Origin of the sequence: Stenotrophomonas maltophilia (assembly GCF_003970865.1) — a bacterium.
Lineage (GTDB): Bacteria > Pseudomonadota > Gammaproteobacteria > Xanthomonadales > Xanthomonadaceae > Stenotrophomonas > Stenotrophomonas maltophilia_AR.
In genome coordinates this window covers 1-16,667 of record NZ_RXLZ01000066.1, presented here as the reverse complement: position 1 = coordinate 16,667, position 16,667 = coordinate 1, and the positions used below count along the sequence as shown (strand labels likewise).

18 protein-coding genes are annotated in these 16,667 nt (G+C 66.5%); 12 read left to right on the top strand and 6 right to left on the bottom strand.

Features of this window, described 5'->3' with window-relative positions; all coding sequences use genetic code 11:
* Positions 1-6: 6 nt before the first annotated feature.
* The 8 genes from EKL94_RS18365 to hslU all read left to right on the top strand — a co-directional run bounded on the left by EKL94_RS18365 (position 7) and on the right by hslU (position 5,590).
* Entirely contained in the window at positions 7-432 is a 426-nt protein-coding gene (locus EKL94_RS18365; protein ID WP_126930144.1) for a YbaN family protein, read from the top strand.
* 82 nt (positions 433-514) lie between these two features.
* Positions 515-787, top strand: a complete 273-nt coding sequence (gene lptM / locus EKL94_RS18360) for an LPS translocon maturation chaperone LptM (protein ID WP_126930143.1) — start codon at positions 515-517, stop codon at positions 785-787.
* Positions 780-1,631 carry a diaminopimelate epimerase gene (gene dapF / locus EKL94_RS18355; RefSeq protein WP_126930142.1) on the top strand — a complete coding sequence of 284 codons (852 nt, stop codon included), beginning with the start codon at positions 780-782 and terminating at the stop codon, positions 1,629-1,631. The genes lptM and dapF overlap by 8 nt, the downstream gene beginning before the upstream one ends.
* Entirely contained in the window at positions 1,628-2,302 is a 675-nt protein-coding gene (locus EKL94_RS18350; RefSeq protein WP_099551156.1) for a DUF484 family protein, read from the top strand. Before dapF ends, EKL94_RS18350 begins: the two co-directional genes overlap by 4 nt.
* 16 nt (positions 2,303-2,318) lie before the next feature.
* The gene (gene xerC / locus EKL94_RS18345; RefSeq protein WP_126930141.1) at positions 2,319-3,209 is read left to right on the top strand and encodes a tyrosine recombinase XerC; all 891 of its coding nucleotides are present in this window, start codon (positions 2,319-2,321) and stop codon (positions 3,207-3,209) included.
* A 77-nt stretch (positions 3,210-3,286) separates the two neighbouring features.
* Complete coding sequence (locus EKL94_RS18340) at positions 3,287-3,487, top strand: DUF3079 domain-containing protein (protein WP_024957056.1); 201 nt, start codon at positions 3,287-3,289, stop codon at positions 3,485-3,487.
* 74 nt (positions 3,488-3,561) lie between these two features.
* Positions 3,562-4,113, top strand: a complete 552-nt coding sequence (gene hslV, locus EKL94_RS18335) for an ATP-dependent protease subunit HslV (RefSeq protein ID WP_005411093.1) — start codon at positions 3,562-3,564, stop codon at positions 4,111-4,113.
* Between the two features lie 103 nt (positions 4,114-4,216).
* Positions 4,217-5,590, top strand: coding sequence for an ATP-dependent protease ATPase subunit HslU (gene hslU, locus EKL94_RS18330; RefSeq protein WP_019337671.1), 1,374 nt, complete (start codon positions 4,217-4,219; stop codon positions 5,588-5,590).
* Between the two features lie 52 nt (positions 5,591-5,642).
* Here the strand turns inward: hslU and EKL94_RS18325 are convergent, their stop codons facing one another.
* Together EKL94_RS18325 and smeT are read right to left on the bottom strand one after the other, a co-directional pair.
* On the bottom strand, positions 5,643-6,635 hold the full coding sequence (locus tag EKL94_RS18325) for a Gfo/Idh/MocA family protein (protein WP_126930140.1): 993 nt from the start codon (positions 6,633-6,635) through the stop codon (positions 5,643-5,645).
* 45 nt (positions 6,636-6,680) lie between these two features.
* Positions 6,681-7,340: an efflux transporter SmeDEF transcriptional repressor SmeT gene (smeT, locus tag EKL94_RS18320; protein ID WP_126930139.1), complete on the bottom strand. Its 660-nt coding sequence runs from the start codon at positions 7,338-7,340 to the stop codon at positions 6,681-6,683.
* Between the two features lie 226 nt (positions 7,341-7,566).
* On the opposite strand from smeT, the gene smeD reads away from it, so the two are divergent.
* The 3 genes from smeD to smeF all read left to right on the top strand — a co-directional run bounded on the left by smeD (position 7,567) and on the right by smeF (position 13,397).
* The gene (gene smeD / locus EKL94_RS18315; RefSeq protein ID WP_094002391.1) at positions 7,567-8,751 is read left to right on the top strand and encodes a multidrug efflux RND transporter periplasmic adaptor subunit SmeD; all 1,185 of its coding nucleotides are present in this window, start codon (positions 7,567-7,569) and stop codon (positions 8,749-8,751) included.
* Positions 8,752-8,763: 12 nt separating this feature from the next.
* Positions 8,764-11,886 (top strand): multidrug efflux RND transporter permease subunit SmeE, encoded by a 3,123-nt coding sequence (gene smeE / locus EKL94_RS18310; protein WP_126930138.1) that lies wholly within the window; start codon positions 8,764-8,766, stop codon positions 11,884-11,886.
* A 110-nt stretch (positions 11,887-11,996) separates the two neighbouring features.
* Positions 11,997-13,397: a multidrug efflux RND transporter outer membrane subunit SmeF gene (gene smeF, locus EKL94_RS18305; protein ID WP_126930137.1), complete on the top strand. Its 1,401-nt coding sequence runs from the start codon at positions 11,997-11,999 to the stop codon at positions 13,395-13,397.
* A 142-nt stretch (positions 13,398-13,539) separates the two neighbouring features.
* Here smeF and EKL94_RS18300 read toward each other — a convergent pair whose 3' ends face one another.
* The 4 genes from EKL94_RS18300 to EKL94_RS18285 all read right to left on the bottom strand — a co-directional run bounded on the left by EKL94_RS18300 (position 13,540) and on the right by EKL94_RS18285 (position 15,341).
* On the bottom strand, positions 13,540-13,962 hold the full coding sequence (locus tag EKL94_RS18300) for a low affinity iron permease family protein (RefSeq protein WP_032129005.1): 423 nt from the start codon (positions 13,960-13,962) through the stop codon (positions 13,540-13,542).
* 64 nt (positions 13,963-14,026) lie between these two features.
* Positions 14,027-14,353, bottom strand: coding sequence for a hypothetical protein (locus tag EKL94_RS18295; protein WP_126930136.1), 327 nt, complete (start codon positions 14,351-14,353; stop codon positions 14,027-14,029).
* A gap of 75 nt (positions 14,354-14,428) precedes the next feature.
* Entirely contained in the window at positions 14,429-14,689 is a 261-nt protein-coding gene (locus EKL94_RS18290; protein ID WP_126930135.1) for a hypothetical protein, read from the bottom strand.
* A gap of 199 nt (positions 14,690-14,888) precedes the next feature.
* The gene (locus EKL94_RS18285) at positions 14,889-15,341 is read right to left on the bottom strand and encodes a nucleoside deaminase (RefSeq protein WP_005411083.1); all 453 of its coding nucleotides are present in this window, start codon (positions 15,339-15,341) and stop codon (positions 14,889-14,891) included.
* Positions 15,342-15,421: 80 nt separating this feature from the next.
* On the opposite strand from EKL94_RS18285, the gene ubiE reads away from it, so the two are divergent.
* Positions 15,422-16,183 (top strand): bifunctional demethylmenaquinone methyltransferase/2-methoxy-6-polyprenyl-1,4-benzoquinol methylase UbiE, encoded by a 762-nt coding sequence (gene ubiE / locus EKL94_RS18280; protein WP_005411082.1) that lies wholly within the window; start codon positions 15,422-15,424, stop codon positions 16,181-16,183.
* The last annotated feature ends 484 nt before the right edge of the window (positions 16,184-16,667 follow it).

The following is a 16,667-nucleotide window of genomic DNA, read 5'->3' as shown; positions in this document are numbered from 1 at the left end:
GCGGCCATGAGCCAGCCCGAACCCCCCGCACCCCGCGATACCGCCACGCCAGCGCGCGTGGTGCGCTTCCGCTGGGCGTGGTGGCTGCTGGCCTATGTCAGCCTCGGCACCGGCATCGTCGGCATCTTCGTGCCGGGCCTGCCGACCACCGTATTCATCCTGATCTCGGCGTGGGCCGCCTCGCGTGGTTCCGAGCGCCTGCACCACTGGCTGCTACAGCATCCGCGCTTCGGCCCGGCCATCGCCAACTGGCAGGCGCATGGTGCAGTCAGCCGCTACGGCAAGTGGATGGCCACGATCACCATGGCGGTATGCGCCGGCATCATGCTGTGGTGCGTGCCGATTGCCTGGGTGAAGTGGTTCTCGATCGGCAGCATGACCGTGGTGGCGATCTGGCTGTGGACCCGGCCGCTGCCGCCGCCTGCGGATTGACCGCCTGCGGTGGTGCCGGCCGCTGGCCGGCAACCCGATCCCCTGCACCAACCGCTCAGCCGCCAATGGCTATACTCGGGGCATGAAGATCCCCCATCGAAACGCCATCCTGATTCCGCTGGCAGCGGCTTCGCTGCTGTTCCTCGCCGCCTGCGGCAACAAGGGCCCGCTGGTGCTGCCGCAGAAGCCGGTGCCGGTGGAAGAAACCGTCGAACCGGTTGCCGAGCCCGCTACCGAAGCGACCCCGGTGGAGACCCAGGGCAGCGGCACCCCGGCCACGACCCTGGACCCGGCTGCACCGACCACGCAACCGGCGCCTGCGCCTGCAAAGAAGGTGGGCGGCGGGAATGAGTAAGGCCGGTTCCAAGGCGCTGCGCTTCAGCAAGATGCATGGCGCTGGCAATGATTTCGTAGTGATCGACCTGCGTGACGGTACGTTGCCGCCCACGCCTGAACTGGCCGCGCGCCTGGCCGACCGCCACACCGGCGTCGGCTGCGATCAGATCCTGACCATCGAAGCGCCGCGCGCGGAAGGCTCTGTGGCTTCGTACCGCATCTGGAATGCCGACGGTTCCAACTCCGAGCAGTGCGGCAACGGCGCGCGCTGCATCGCGGCCTGGCTGGTGCGCGAAGGCAGTGCGCAGGGTGATCAGTTCGTCATCGACAGCCCGCTGGCCAGCCATGAGGTGAAGGTGCTTGGCGATGGTCAATTCGCGGTGACCATGGGCGTGCCTGCGTTCGAGCCGGCCAACGTGCCGCTGATGGGCTTTGCCCACGCACGCGAGGAATACCTGCTGCCGCTGCAGGGCGAGAGCGTACGCTTCGCCGCGGTGTCGATGGGCAATCCGCACGCGGTGATCGAAGTGGGCCTGATCGATGCGGCTCCGGTCGAGCGCGTCGGTGCGCTGCTGCAGCAGCATGCGTCGTTCCCGCGCTCGGTGAACGTGGGCTTCGCCCAGGTGATGGGCCCGGCGCATGCACGCCTGCGCGTGTTCGAGCGCGGCGTCGGTGAAACCCTGGCCTGTGGCAGTGGTGCCTGTGCCGCTGCCGTCACCCTGATGCAGCGCGGGCGCCTGCAGCGCGATGCGCGCATCAGCCTGCCCGGGGGTGACCTGCGCATCCAGTGGCCCGGCGATGGCCAGCCGGTGGTGATGGCCGGCCCGACCGCATTCGTCTTCGAAGGGGAGTGGATCGCATGACCGAAACCGTCGACAAGCTCGGAGCCCATGAAGTCGCTGCCTGGTTGCGGCGACACCCCGGCTTCCTCAAGCAGTTCCCGGACCTGGCCCTGACCCTGGTGGTGCCGCGCGACGACGGCCCGACCGCGTCGCTGGCCAGCTACCAGCTGGAAGTGCTGCGCGAGAAGAACCGCGAGCTGGCGCGACGGTTGGCCGACCTGGGTGCGACTGCCCAGGTCAATGAACGCCTGGCAGTGCGCACGCATCAGCTGACCCTGGCGCTGATGAAGCAGGACAACGCTGCCGATACCCTGCGTGCGATGGCTGCCTCGTTGCAGGAAGATTTCGCCGGCGATCTGGTGCGATTGGTGGTGCATGCACCGGTGGCCGGGCTGGAACAGGCCGACTGGTTGCAGGTGATCGCTGCCGATGATGCGCAGCTGGGCCCGTTCCGAGACTGCCTGAAGGACGGCGAGCCGATCTGCGGCCGCCTGCAGCCGGAGAAGAATGCCGTGCTGTACGGCGTGCGCAGCGAAGAAGTGCAGACCACCGCGCTGCTGCCGTTGCCGGGCGTGGGCCTGATTGCCGTGGGCAGCCACGATCCGAACCGCTTCTATCCGGGCATGGGCACGCTGTTCCTGCGGATGATGGGCGACGCCCTGGTCACCGGCCTGAAGCGCTTCGCGGGCTGAGCAGGACACGACGACGATGAGCGCGGTACAGGCCTTCCTGCAGCATCTGCAGGTGGAGCGGCGGATGTCGGCGCATACGCTCGATGCCTACCGCCGTGACCTGGATGCGTTGTCGGTCTGGGCCGAGCCGCGCGGTGTTGCGGTGGAAGCACTCGATGCCGAGGCGCTGCGCCAGTTCGTCGCCGATGAGCACCGCCGTGGCCTGTCGGCCAAGAGCCTGCAGCGCCGCCTGTCCGCCTGCCGCAGCTTCTATGCCTGGCTGCTCAAGCACGGGCGCATCGAGGTCAGTCCGGCGGCGACGCTGAAGGCGCCGCGTGCGCCGCGCCGGTTGCCGCAGGTGCTTGATGCCGACGAAGCCGTGCAGCTGGTCGAGCTGGAGCCGGAAGGTGAACTCGGCCGCCGTGACCGCGCGTTGCTGGAACTGTTCTACTCCTCCGGCCTGCGCCTGAGTGAAGTCTGCGCGCTGACCTGGCGTGATCTGGATTTCGACAGCGGCCTGGTCAACGTGCTGGGCAAGGGCAATCGCCAGCGCCGCGTGCCGTTCGGCAGGCCAGCGCGCGAAGCACTGCAGGCGTGGCGCACCGAAAGTGGCGGTGGACCGGCCTCGCCGGTGTTTCCCGGCCGCAACGGGCCGATCAGCCAACGCGCGGTGCAGATCCGCATCCGCCAGCTGGCACAGCGCCAGGGCCTGTTCAAGCACGTGCACCCGCACATGCTGCGGCACAGTTTCGCCAGCCATATCCTGGAATCGTCCGGTGATCTGCGTAGCGTGCAGGAGCTGCTGGGCCATGCCGACATCGCCACCACCCAGATCTACACCCACCTCGATTTCCAGCACTTGGCCAAGGTCTACGACGCGGCGCATCCACGTGCGAAGCGCCGCAGCAAGGACGACAAGGCTGAATAGCCCGCCCTTGATCTGGATCAGGGCACGACGGGCGCTGCCGGCGCATCGTGGCCGCAGGCCACGAGGAACCCGCCACCATGGCGAAGCCCATTCCGCTGCACCCCAAGCACCCCGAGCGCATCTGCTGGGGCTGCGACCGCTACTGCGCGGCTGACGCACTGGCCTGCGGCAATGGCTCCGGTCGCACCCAGCATCCGATCGAGACGCAGGGCGAAGACTGGTACATCGCCTGGGGCATCGAGCCCAATCCGGACCGGCCGTCGCACGCCAAGCGCTGAACGGCAGCCATCCGCACAGGCTTGATCGCACCCGGCGCTGTCCCCATGTCCCGGGAACAGCTATCGGAGGCCGCATGGACCCCAGTCAGAATCCCAACGTTTTCCACGCCACCACCATCGTCTGCGTCCGTCGCGGCGAGCACGTGGCCATTGCCGGCGACGGCCAGGTCACGCTGGGCCACACCGTGATGAAGGGCAATGCGCGCAAGGTGCGCCGCCTCGGTCGTGATGGCCAGGTGCTGGCCGGCTTTGCCGGTGCCGCCGCCGATGCCTTCACCCTGTTCGAGCTGTTCGAGGCCAAGCTGGAAAAGCACGGCCAGCTGCAGCGCGCTGCAGTCGAGTTGGCCAAGGATTGGCGCACCGAGCGCCGCCTCGGCAAGCTTGAAGCCCTGCTGGCCGTGGCCGACAAGGAAACCTCGCTGATCATCAGCGGCACCGGCGATGTGATCGAACCGGAGGACGGCATCATCGCCATCGGTTCCGGCGGTTCCTATGCGCTGTCGGCCGCACGTGCGTTGATGGCGCACACCGAACTGGATGCGCGCACCATCGCCAGCGAAGCGATCGGCATTGCCGGCGATATCTGCATCTACACCAACCGCAACGTGGTGGTCGAGGAGCTGTGAGGGTCGTGCCGGCTGTTGGCCGGCAACCTCATGATCCCCCGCACGCGTGCCTGGTTACCGGCCAGCGGCCGGCACGACCGACACTGAATCCGTGAGCACATCCATGTCGAAGATCGAAGTTTCCTCCGCCACCATGACCCCGCGCGAGATCGTGCAGGAACTGGACCGGCATATCGTGGGCCAGCACGACGCCAAGCGCGCCGTGGCCATCGCCCTGCGCAACCGCTGGCGCCGCATGCAGCTGGTGCCTGAGCTGCGCAATGAAGTGATGCCGAAGAACATCCTGATGATCGGCCCGACCGGCGTCGGCAAGACCGAAATCGCGCGCCGCCTGGCCACCCTGGCCAATGCACCGTTCGTGAAGGTTGAAGCCACCCGCTTCACCGAAGTCGGCTACGTCGGCAAGGACGTCGAGCAGATCATCCGTGACCTGGCCGATACCGCCGTCAAGCTCTATCGCGAACAGGCCAAGGTGCGCGTGCGTACCCAGGCCGAAGAACGCGCCGAAGACCGCATCCTCGATGCGCTGCTGCCGCGCCGCAGCGGTGGCATCGGTTTCGATCCGGAAGTCGCCCGCAACGAACCGTCGGCGCAGGACAACGAGACCCGCATCAAGTTCCGCAAGATGCTGCGCAACGGTGAGCTGGACGAGCGCGAGATCGAGCTCGACCTGGCCGCCAACGTCAGCATGGACATCATGACCCCGCCGGGCATGGAGGAAATGGGCCAGCAGCTGAAGTCGATGTTCGCCAACCTCGGCGGTGGCGCCAAGGCGCACAAGCGCACGCTGACCATCAAGGCTGCACGTCCGCTGCTGGTGGAAGAAGAGGCCGGCAAGCTGGTCAACGAAGACGACATCCGTACCGCGGCGATCGAGGCCTGCGAGCAGCACGGTATCGTCTTCATCGACGAGATCGACAAGGTTGCCAAGCGTGGTGACAACGTGGGCGGTGGCGACGTGTCGCGTGAAGGCGTGCAGCGCGATCTGCTGCCGCTGGTGGAAGGCTCCAACGTGTCCACCAAGTACGGCACCATCAAGACCGACCACATCCTGTTCATCGCCTCCGGTGCGTTCCACCTGGCCAAGCCCAGCGATCTGATTCCGGAGCTGCAGGGTCGCTTTCCGATCCGCGTTGAACTGGGTGCGCTGAGCAAGAACGATTTCGTGCGCATCCTGACCGAGCCGAAGGCCGCGCTGACCAAGCAGTACGAAGCGCTGCTGGCTACCGAGGGCGTCAAGGTCAGCTTCACCGCCGACGCCATCGATCGCCTGGCCGAGATCGCCTTCCAGGTGAACGAGCGCCAGGAGAACATCGGTGCCCGTCGCCTGCATACGGTGCTGGAGCGCCTGCTGGATTCGCTCAGCTACGAGGCACCGGACCGCGACGGCGAGACCCTGGCCATCGACAGTGCTTATGTCGATGCGCATCTGGGTGAGCTGGTGCAGGATCCGGACCTGAGCCGCTACATCCTGTAATGCCGACGCTGCAAAGCATGAGGCCGCCGAAAGGCGGCCTTTTTGTTGGCGGTCAGTGCGGGTGCCGGGCGCGGTAGGCCTGCAGCACCTGGTCGATCACCGCACTGGTGCGGGCGGCGCTGGTGCCGGTCGAAGGCGAACGGCCGTTGCCGCGCAGTTCGTCCACGAGGGCGGCGATCAACGGCTGCTGGACCGATGGCGGGTTCGGGATATCGAATGCCTGCACGCCCGCTTCGGTCTCCAGAACCACCGGAACGTCCTCGAAGGTGGCAAAGCGCAGCTGCCCGTGGTCGCCGGTGATCTCGATCTCATCCTGGCGACGGAAGGCGCAGAAACTCCATTGCGCGATGCCGTGCGCCCCCGCCCCGGTGCGGAAGCACATCGAGACGCTGTCTTCGGCGGGGTAGGCGCCGGTCAACGAACTGGCCAGGCCACGCACTTCGCTCAGTGGCCCCAGCAGATGGTCGAGCAGGTCCAGGGTATGCGAGCCCAGGTCGACGAACAGGCCGCCGCCGGCGATCGCCGGGTTGGTCCGCCAGAAGTCCGGCGATGCGGCATTCGCCGAATGCGGCCGATGCAGGGTGGCGCGCACGCTGCGCGGCGTACCGATCGCGCCGTTGTCCAGCAGCTGCTTCACCTGTGCGAAGCGGGGCAGGGCGCGGCGGTAGTAGGCCACGAACACCGGCACGCCGCAGCGCGCGCTGGCCTCCAGCACGCGTTCGCATTCCGCGTGATCCATGGCCATCGGCTTTTCGATGTAGACCGGCTTGCCTGCGGCTATCGCCTGCAGCGCGTACTGCGTGTGCGTCGAGGGCGGCGTTGCGACGTACACCGCGTTCACTTCCGGATCGGCGATGAGCGCATCGGCGTCCGCGTACCAGCGGGGAATGGCATGGCGCCGCGCGTAATCCTCGGCCAAGGCCGCATTGCGGCGCATGACCGCTGCCACCCGTGAGCCGGGTGTGCTGGCCAGGGCGGGGCCGCTCTTCTTCTCGGTGACACTGCCGCAGCCGATGAAGCCCCACACCACGTTGTCCAGGATCATGGGCCTGCCCTCAGATGGGTGCGGCGGTGGCGGCAGCAGCGCCACTCACGCTTCGGGCAGCGGCTCGGGCACGGTGCCAGGCACGAACACGCCGTCCTTCACGTAGGCGGCCAGGGTCATGTCCAGTGCGAGCATGCCGTCGCGCTTGAGATCCATCAGGTCCGGTTCGACCATCGCCCCGTGCAGCACGCCCAGCACGGTGGCATGCAGCATGCGCGCGGCGATCTTGGGGTCGGCGCCTTCGCGGAGCTGGCCCAGATCGCGGGCGCGGCGCAGGGCACGTTCCATCCGGTCCAGCGCATCGCGGAATCCGGCCTGCTGCATTTCGGTCAGCACCTTGGTGTCGGCCGAGGCATCGCTGCGCAGCATGATCTCCATGGTCTTGCGCAGGCGTTCATCTTCGGACAGCTCGATGAACGAGTGGATCATCACCGCGCGCAGGTCGTGCACCGGCGTGTCGCGCTGGTCGGTGGAGGTGCGTTCCAGTTCCTGCATGAAGGGCAGGTGCACCCGTTCGACGATCGCGGCCAGCACCTCGCTCTTGTTCTTGAAGTGCCAATAGACCGCGCCACGGGTATAGCCGGCGCGGGCGCCGATCATCTCCAGCGTGGTACGGGCCACGCCGTGTTCATGGAAGCAGGCTTCGGCGGCGTCAAGGATGCCTTCCCGGGTTGCCTGGGTGTCCTCTTTGGTCTTGCGGGCCATGGGTAGGGTACGAGTGCGGGTGAAACGTGGCTGAATTGTACCGGTTTACAAACAAACAAGCATGTATGTATATTTCGTTCCCATCATTCCCGTCGTGTGCGTGGCAGGCCTGTCCGGCTCCCACTCCACCCGGGTGGGCGCTGTTCGCACGGTCTTCACCTTTGCTGGTGGAGGGTCCGCCGTATCAGCGCTGGCTGAGACCCTTTCCTCCAAGAGCCTTTCCGTCATGTTGCTGAGCCGAATCCGACCCTTTGCACTGTCGCTGGCAATCGCCGCGACCGTGGCTGCCTGCGGCGGCCAACCCCAGGCCCCCGAACAGGGCCCGGGTGACGTCACCGTGGTCACGCTGAAGTCCGAGACCGTGGGCCTGACCCGCGAACTGCCGGGCCGTACCAATGCCTTCCTGGTTGCCGAAGTGCGCCCGCAGGTCAATGGCATCGTCGCCAAGCGCCTGTTCACCGAAGGTGGCATGGTCAAGGCCGGCGAGCCGCTGTACCAGCTCGACGACGCCAGCTACCGGGCCCAGGCCAACAACGCCCGCGCCCAGCTGGCCCGTGCCGAAGCCACTGCCAATGCCGCCCGCCTGAGCGCCAAGCGCATCACCGAGCTGGCCAAGGTCGACGCGGTCAGCCAGCAGGATCTGGAAAACGCCGTGGCCGCGCAGAAGCAGGCCGAAGCAGACGTCGGCGCCGCCAAGGCATCGCTGGATGCGGCCAACGTCACCCTCGGCTACGCCCGAATCACTGCGCCGATCAGCGGCCGCATCGGCAAGTCCAGCGTCACCCAGGGTGCGCTGGTCAACGCCGGCCAGGCCAATGCACTGGCCACCGTGCAGCAGCTGGACCCGATCTATGTCGACCTGACCCAGTCCTCGGCCGAGCTGCTGCAGCTGCGCCGCGAACTGGCCGCCGGCCGCCTGCAGGACAACCAGACGCTGCCGGTCAGCATCCTGATGGAAGACGGCAGCACCTTCGAGCACAAGGGCACGCTGGAGTTCTCCGAAGTCAGCGTCGATCCGGCTACCGGCAGCTTCGGCCTGCGCGTGAAGGTGGACAACCCGGATGGCCTGCTGATGCCGGGCATGTACGTGCGCGCGGTGATCGGCGGCGGCGTGCGCAGCGATGCGGTGCTGGTACCGATGGCCGGCATCGCCCGCGATCCGAAGGGTGACACCTCCGCGATGGTGGTCGACAAGGACAACAAGGTCGAAGTGCGCCCGGTCAAGGTCAGCCGCACGGTTGGCGACAAGTGGCTGGTCGAGGACGGTCTGAAGGCCGGCGACAAGGTCATCGTCGAAGGCCTGCAGAAGATCGGCCCCGGCATGCCGGTCAAGGCCACCGAGAAGGGCGCTGCTCCGGCCAAGCCGGCAGCGGCCGCCCAGCCTGCCGCTCCGGCCGGCGACGCGAAGTAAGCGGAGAACCCCATGGCACGCTTTTTCATCGATCGACCCATCTTTGCATGGGTGATCGCCATCATCATCATGCTCGCCGGCGGCCTGGCCCTGTTCAAGCTGCCGGTCTCGATGTACCCCAACGTCGCACCGCCGGCGGTGGAAATCAGCGCCACCTACCCGGGTGCATCGGCCAAGGTGGTCGAGGACTCGGTGACGCAGATCATCGAGCAGAACATGAAGGGCCTTGATGGCCTGATCTACTTCTCCTCCAACAGCTCGTCCAACGGCCAGGCCACCATCACCCTGACCTTCGAGAGCGGCACCAACCCGGACATCGCCCAGGTGCAGGTGCAGAACAAGCTGCAGCTGGCCATGCCGCTGCTGCCGCAGGAAGTGCAGCGGCAGGGCATCAACGTGGCCAAGTCCAGCTCGGGCTTCCTGAACGTCATCGCGTTCGTGTCCGAGAACGGCAGCATGGACGCCAACGACATCGCCGACTACGTCGGTTCCAATGTCGTCGACCGTCTGAGCCGCGTGCCGGGCGTGGGCAACATCCAGGTGTTCGGTGGCAAGTACGCCATGCGCATCTGGCTGGACCCCAACAAGCTGCATACCTATGGCCTGTCGGTTGCGGAAGTGACCGCAGCGATCAAGGCACAGAACGCCCAGGTGGCCATCGGCCAGCTCGGCGGTGCGCCGTCGATCAAGGGCCAGCAGCTCAACGCCACCATCAACGCGCAGTCGCGCCTGCAGACCCCGGAACAGTTCCGCAACATCATCGTGCGCGGTGCGCAGGACGGTGCCGAGCTGCGCCTGGGTGATGTCGCCCGCGTCGAGCTGGGTGCGGAATCGTACGACTTCGTCACCCGCTACAACGGCCAGCCGGCCAGCGGCCTGGCGGTCACCCTGGCCACCGGCGCCAACGCGCTGGATACCGCCGCCGGCGTGGATGCCGCGCTGAAGGACATGAAGAACTTCTTCCCGGCCGGCCTGAAGGCCGAGATCCCGTACGACACGACCCCGTTCGTGCGCGTGTCGATCAAGGGCGTGGTGCAGACCCTGATCGAAGCGATCGTGCTGGTGTTCGTGGTGATGTACCTGTTCCTGCAGAACTTCCGCGCCACCCTGATCCCGACCATCGCCGTGCCGGTGGTGCTGCTGGGTACCTTCGGCGTGCTGGCGATGCTGGGCTTCTCGGTGAACATGCTGACCATGTTCGCGATGGTGCTGGCGATCGGCCTGCTGGTGGACGATGCCATCGTGGTGGTGGAGAACGTCGAGCGCATCATGTCCGAGGAAGGACTGTCGCCGCTCGAGGCTACCCGCAAGTCGATGGGCCAGATCACCGGCGCGTTGGTGGGTATCGGCCTGGTGCTGTCGGCGGTGTTCGTGCCGATGGCCTTCATGAGCGGCTCCACCGGCGTGATCTATCGCCAGTTCTCGGCCACGATCGTTTCGGCGATGGCGCTGTCGGTGCTGGTCGCGATCGTGCTGACCCCGGCGCTGTGCGCGACCATGCTCAAGCCGCTGAAGAAGGGTGAGCATCACGTCGCACACAAGGGCTGGTCCGGTCGTTTCTTCAACGGCTTCAACCGTGGCTTCGACCGCACCAGCGAAAGCTATCAGCGCGGCGTGCGCGGCATCATCCACCGCCCGTGGCGCTTCATGGGCATCGTGGCGGCACTGTTCGTGCTGATGGGCGTGCTGTTCGTGCGCCTGCCCAGCTCGTTCCTGCCCAACGAAGACCAGGGCGTGCTGATGGCGCTGGTGCAGGCGCCGGTGGGTGCCACCCAGGAACGTACGCTGGAATCGATCGCGGCACTGGAAAACCACTTCCTGCAGAACGAGAAGGATGCGGTGGACTCGGTGTTCTCGGTGCAGGGCTTCAGCTTCGCCGGCATGGGCCAGAACGCCGGCATGGCATTCGTCAAGCTGAAGGACTGGAGCGAGCGTGATGCCGACAACGGCGTGATGCCGATCACCGGTCGTGCGATGGCGGCGCTGGGCCAGATCAAGGATGCCTTCATCTTCGCCTTCCCGCCGCCGGCCATTCCGGAGCTGGGTACTGCCTCGGGTTACACCTTCTTCCTGAAGGACAACAGCGGCCAGGGCCACGAGGCACTGGTGGCCGCGCGCAACCAGCTGCTGGGCCTCGCTGCGGGCAGCAAGAAGCTGGCCAACGTGCGCCCGAACGGCCAGGAAGACACGCCGCAGTTCCGCATCGACATCGACGCGGCCAAGGCGACTTCGCTGGGGCTGTCGATCGACCAGGTCAACGGCACGCTGGCCGCCGCATGGGGCAGCTCGTACATCGACGACTTCGTCGATCGTGGCCGCGTCAAGCGTGTGTTCGTGCAGGCCGACCAGCCGTTCCGCATGGTGCCGGAGGACTTCGATCTCTGGTCCGTGAAGAACGACAAGGGCGAGATGGTGCCGTTCAGCGCGTTCGCCACCAAGCACTGGGACTACGGTTCGCCGCGTCTTGAGCGCTACAACGGTGTGTCGGCAATGGAAATCCAGGGCGAACCGGCCCCGGGTGTCGCCTCCGGTGATGCCATGGCCGAGATCGAACAGCTGGCCAAGCAGCTGCCGCAGGGCTTCGGCATCGAGTGGACGGCGATGTCGTACCAGGAACGTCAGGCCGGCTCGCAGACGCCGCTGCTGTACACGCTGTCGCTGATGATCGTGTTCCTGTGCCTGGCCGCGATGTATGAAAGCTGGAGCGTGCCGACCGCGGTGCTGCTGGCGGCCCCGCTGGGCATCCTCGGCGCGGTGCTGGCCAACACCTTCAAGGGCCTGGAACGCGACATCTACTTCCAGGTGGCGATGCTGACCACGGTGGGCCTGACCAGCAAGAACGCGATCCTGATCGTCGAGTTCGCCAAGGAGAACCTGGAGAAGGGCGCAGGCCTGATCGAATCGATCATGCATGCCGTGCGCGACCGCTTGCGTCCGATCGTGATGACCTCGCTGGCCTTCGGCATGGGCGTGGTACCGCTGGCGATCTCCACCGGTGCGGGTTCCGGCGCCAAGCAGGCGATCGGCACCGGCGTGCTCGGCGGCATGATCGTCGGCACCGTGCTCGGCGTGTTCTTCGTGCCGCTGTTCTTCGTGGTGGTGCAGCGCGTGTTCAAGCGCAAATCCACGACGTGACCTGAAACGGTAGTGCCGGCCGCTGGCCGGCACTTACTACTCGCTTGATGTGAATCCAACGAGGTTGCCGGCCAGCGGCCGGCACTACCTCCTGCCATCCGGCAGTACCGATGGAAGTCATTCCCATGAAAAGTGCATCCCTGTTCCTTTCCATTGCCGCCGTGCTCACGCTCGCTGGCTGCTCCACCCTGGTGCCGAAGAACACCGCTGTCGCTCCGGCGATTCCGGCGCAGTGGCCGGCCGAGGCCACGCAGGGCGAGGTGGCCGATGTCGCCGCCGTCGGCTGGCGCGACTTCTTCACCGATGCGCGCCTGCAGCAGGTGATCGACCAGTCGCTGCAGAACAACCGCGACCTGCGCGTGGCTGTACTCAACGTTGAACGCGCGCGCGGCCAGTACCGCGTACAGCGCGCCGACCGGGTGCCCGGCGTGGCCGTCACCGGCCAGATGGATCGCCGTGGCACCGACGCCGGCGTCACCGAGCAGTTCACCGCCGGTGTCGGCGTGGCCGAGTTCGAGCTGGACCTGTTCGGCCGCGTGCGCAATCTCAGCGAAGCGGCGCTGCAGCAGTACTTCGCCGTGGCCGCCAACCGCCGCAACGCGCAGTTGAGCCTGGTGGCCGAGACGGCCACCGCATGGTTGACCTACGGTGCCGATGCGCAGCGGCTGAAGATCGCCGATGCCACGCTGAAGACCTACGAGGATTCGCTGCGCCTGGCCGAGGCCCGCCACGAACGTGGTGGCAGTTCGGCGCTGGAGCTGACCCAGACCCGTACCCTGGTCGAGACCGCACGTACGGACGCTGCACGCCTGCGTGGCCAGCTGGCCCAGGACCGCAATGCGCTGGCGCTGCTGGCCGGTGGCCAGCTGGATCCGGCACTGCTGCCGGACAGCATCGAACCGCAGCTGCTGGCACTGGCACCGCCGCCGGCCGGCCTGCCCAGCGACGTGCTGCTGCAGCGCCCGGACATCATGGCCGCCGAACACCAGCTGCTGGCCGCCAACGCCAACATCGGTGCGGCACGTGCTGCGTTCTTCCCGAGCATCTCGCTGACCGGCAGCATCGGCAGTGGCTCGAGCGAACTGTCCAACCTGTTCGACAGCGGAACGCGGGTGTGGAGTTTCCTGCCGAAGATCACCCTGCCGATCTTCCAGGGCGGCAAGCTGCGCGCCAACCTGGCCATTGCCAACGCCGATCGTGATATCGCACTGGCGCAGTACGAGAAGTCGATCCAGGTGGGGTTCCGCGAAACCGCCGATGCGCTGGCATTGAATGTCAGCCTGGATGAGCAGGTGAGTTCACAGCAGCGCCTGGTGGACGCGGCCGAACAGGCCAACCGCCTGTCGCAGGCGCGTTACGACGCAGGCCTGGACAGCTTCGTCACCCTGCTCGATGCGCGGCGTACCGCCTACAACGCGCAACAGACCCAGCTGCAGGCGCAACTGGCGCAGCAGGCCAACCGCATCACCCTGTACAAGGTGCTGGGCGGCGGCTGGCACGAGCGCGGGTAGTCCGCGCTTCTGGTAGGTGCCAACCTTGGTTGGCACAGGGCCAGCCACCTGCGCTGACGCATCCGTGCCAACCAAGGTTGGCACCTACCTGGTGATCGATGGTAGTGCCGGCCACTGGCCGGCATTGTCATTTCAGGACCCGCTACACCGCTTCATCGTCGCGCCGCGCTGCATGGCAGGCGCGCACCCGCGCCAGCGCGTCGCCGGCTTCGCGCGCCATCTGCTCGTACTCGCGCCGGATCTCTTCCAGCCGTTCCTCGTCCAGTTCTTCCAGATCCAACAGTTCGTTGTTGGCTTCGGCCGTCGCCCGGATCAGCTCGTCCAGCTTGATCTGCATCGCGGCGGTGTCCGCGTTCTGCGTGTGCTGGATCAGGAACACCATCAGGAAGGTGATGATGGTGGTGCCGGTATTGATCACCAGCTGCCAGGTGTCGTTGAAACCGAACACCGGGCCACTGATGCCCCAGATCACCACGATCGCTACCGCGGCCAGGAAGGTCCACGGCGAGCCGGTGGCGGCCGCGGCCTTCTTGGCGATCGTATTGAACAGGTTGCGTGCTTTCATCGTCGTCGTCCCACTCAGGTGACGAGGATGATCGGCAGTGGCTCGTGCAGGGGCCGTGCAGCCGTCAGGCGCGCAGGCGTGGCGCGTCCTGCAGGCGCACCGGGCTGGTCTGGTAGACGTGCTGCCAGCAACGATCAACGAATTCGCGGGCCTGGGCTTCGCTCAGGCGCGGCATGATCTGCAGGGCGTACTGGGTCTGGAACATCTCGTCGCGCTGCGCATTGCTGGCGCGCGGCTGGGTGATCAGCGAATCACAGGCGAACTTGATCCACGGTACGTAGGAGCCGAACGAGTTGTGCAGTAGTGCGCCGTCGGCATGCTGGCGGCGCCAGTGGTCAAGCTCGGCGTCAACGTTGATGACCGGGGGAATGGTGGGGACTTCGGCGTGCATGACAATCCAGTTCGGTTGAGTGGAAAGGGAGTGGGGGTTCATCCGAGTGTGGCCGATGAGGCAGTGGAAGCCGCGTCAGCGCGATGTGCAGCTGGCGTTGCGATTGCCTATCAGTTGCGCGTGCTCGACCGCGCCGAGGTCTTCGGCCATGTCTGCCATCGCATTGCACAGGCGCTCATGGTCGAGCGGGTGGCCGCGTACCAGTTCCAGCTGCAGGCTCTGGTAGGCGGTCCAGAACAGCGCGCCACGCTGGTGCAGCGCATAGTGCTGCTGCAGGCGCTTGCGGATGGCGTCGAGGATCGGGTCGGGCGTGGGGCGTACGGCGTGCGCGCACATGGCTGGCTCCGCCGGGGAAAGAAGTCCCGGTAACCCCCACCCTAGGCGCGGCGGCCGGGTGGGGTGTTACCGCAGCGTGTGCACGTTGCGCAGCTGACTGTGCACGGGTTCACGGCAATGGCCGCAAACGCTGCCGGCACTAGGGCGTGCCGGCACTGAAGCGTTCATTAAGCGGGTTCAACAGGACACTGCGTGGTGATCATTCACCGATGTCTTCGTTCCAGATCTCCGGGTGCTGCGCAATGAAGCCGCCCAGCAGGTCCACGCATTCCTGGCTGTCCAGGTCGATCACGTTGACGCCGTTTTCCCGCAGCCAGTCGATGCCGCCCTGGAAGGTGCGCGATTCGCCCACCACCACGGTGCCGATGTTGAACTGGCGCACCAGCCCCGAGCAGTACCAGCACGGGGCCAGTGTGGTGACCATGATGGTGTCCTGGTAACGGCGCTGGCGGCCGGCCTTGCGGAACGCATCGGTTTCGCCGTGCACGGACGGGTCACCTTCCTGCACGCGGCGGTTGTGGCCACAGCCGAGCAGGCGGCCGTCGTTGTGGTACAGCGCCGCGCCGATCGGCACGCCGCCTTCGGCCAGGCCCTGGCGGGCTTCGGCGATGGCGGTCTGCAGCAGGGCCTGGTAGTCGGGCGTGGTGATCATGCGGGGCTCCGGTAAGTCGTGGCCCGCCATGATACGGGCAGGGGGTGCCGCTGGCCCCCGGCGGTGCGATAATCGGGGCCATGAGCGAATCCCCCTACAAAGCCGGTACCACCCATTTCGGGTTCCGCGACGTCGCCGCCAAGGACAAGCAGAAGCTGGTCGGCCAGGTGTTCACCTCGGTCGCGCGCAACTACGACCTGATGAACGACCTGATGAGCCTGGGCGTGCACCGGGCGTGGAAGCGCTACTACGTGGCCACCGCGCAGGTGAAGCCGGGCGACCGCGTGCTCGATCTGGCAGGCGGCACCGGCGACATCGCCGCCCTGCTGAAGGAGCGCGTCGGCGCCGAGGGCTCGGTGGTGCTGGGCGACATCAACGCCGGCATGCTGTCGGTCGGCCGTGACCGCCTGACCAACCGCGGCCTGGTGCTCGGCCTGGACTACGTGCAGTGCAACGCCGAGGCCCTGCCGTTCCCGGACAACAGCTTCGACCTGGTCACCATCGCCTTCGGCCTGCGCAACGTGACCGACAAGGACGCTGGCCTGCGTGAGATGTACCGCGTGCTGAAGGTGGGCGGCCAGGCCCGCGTGCTGGAGTTCTCCGAAGTCACCGCGGACTGGTTCAAGCCGATCTACGACTTCCACTCGTTCAAGATCCTGCCCAAGCTGGGCAAGCTGTTCGCCAACGATTCGGACAGCTACCAGTACCTGGCCGAGAGCATCCGCAAGCACCCGCCGCAGGATGAACTGAAGGCGATGATGGGTCAGGCCGGTTTCGAGCGCTGCCACTACAAGAACCTGACCGGCGGCATCGTTTCGATCCACTCCGGCTACAAGCTGTAATTCCTGCTCTGGTGGGTGCCAACCTTGGTTGGCACTGGCCCGCTGCGGTGATCCGCTCTGGTGGGTGCCGACCTTGGTCGGCACGGGCCTGCTGCATGCGTTGATGGATCCGTGCCAACCAAAATTGGCACCTGCCTGTAGATGCCAACCTTGATTGGCATGCGCCCGGGGCGCAGGATCGGCCTTGGCCGCCATTACCCCGCACCGCGCAACGCCTGCGGGGCCGGAGGGAGGTACCATTGGGGTTTGATCCCCGTAACGGTCCCGATTCATGCGTAATCCGCTGATGCTCCTTCCGCTGGCCGTGGCCCTGGCCGCCGGCTGCTCCCAGGAGGCGGCCGCGCCCGCCGCTGCCCCGACTGCCGAAAAGGCCCCCGCCGGTCCCCTTACCCCCCTTCACCTGCCGCCCCAACCTCCCCGTGGAGATCCTCTGGCGCGCCGCCACGGTACAGAAACAAGAAAAAGACGGCACACATACACGCTA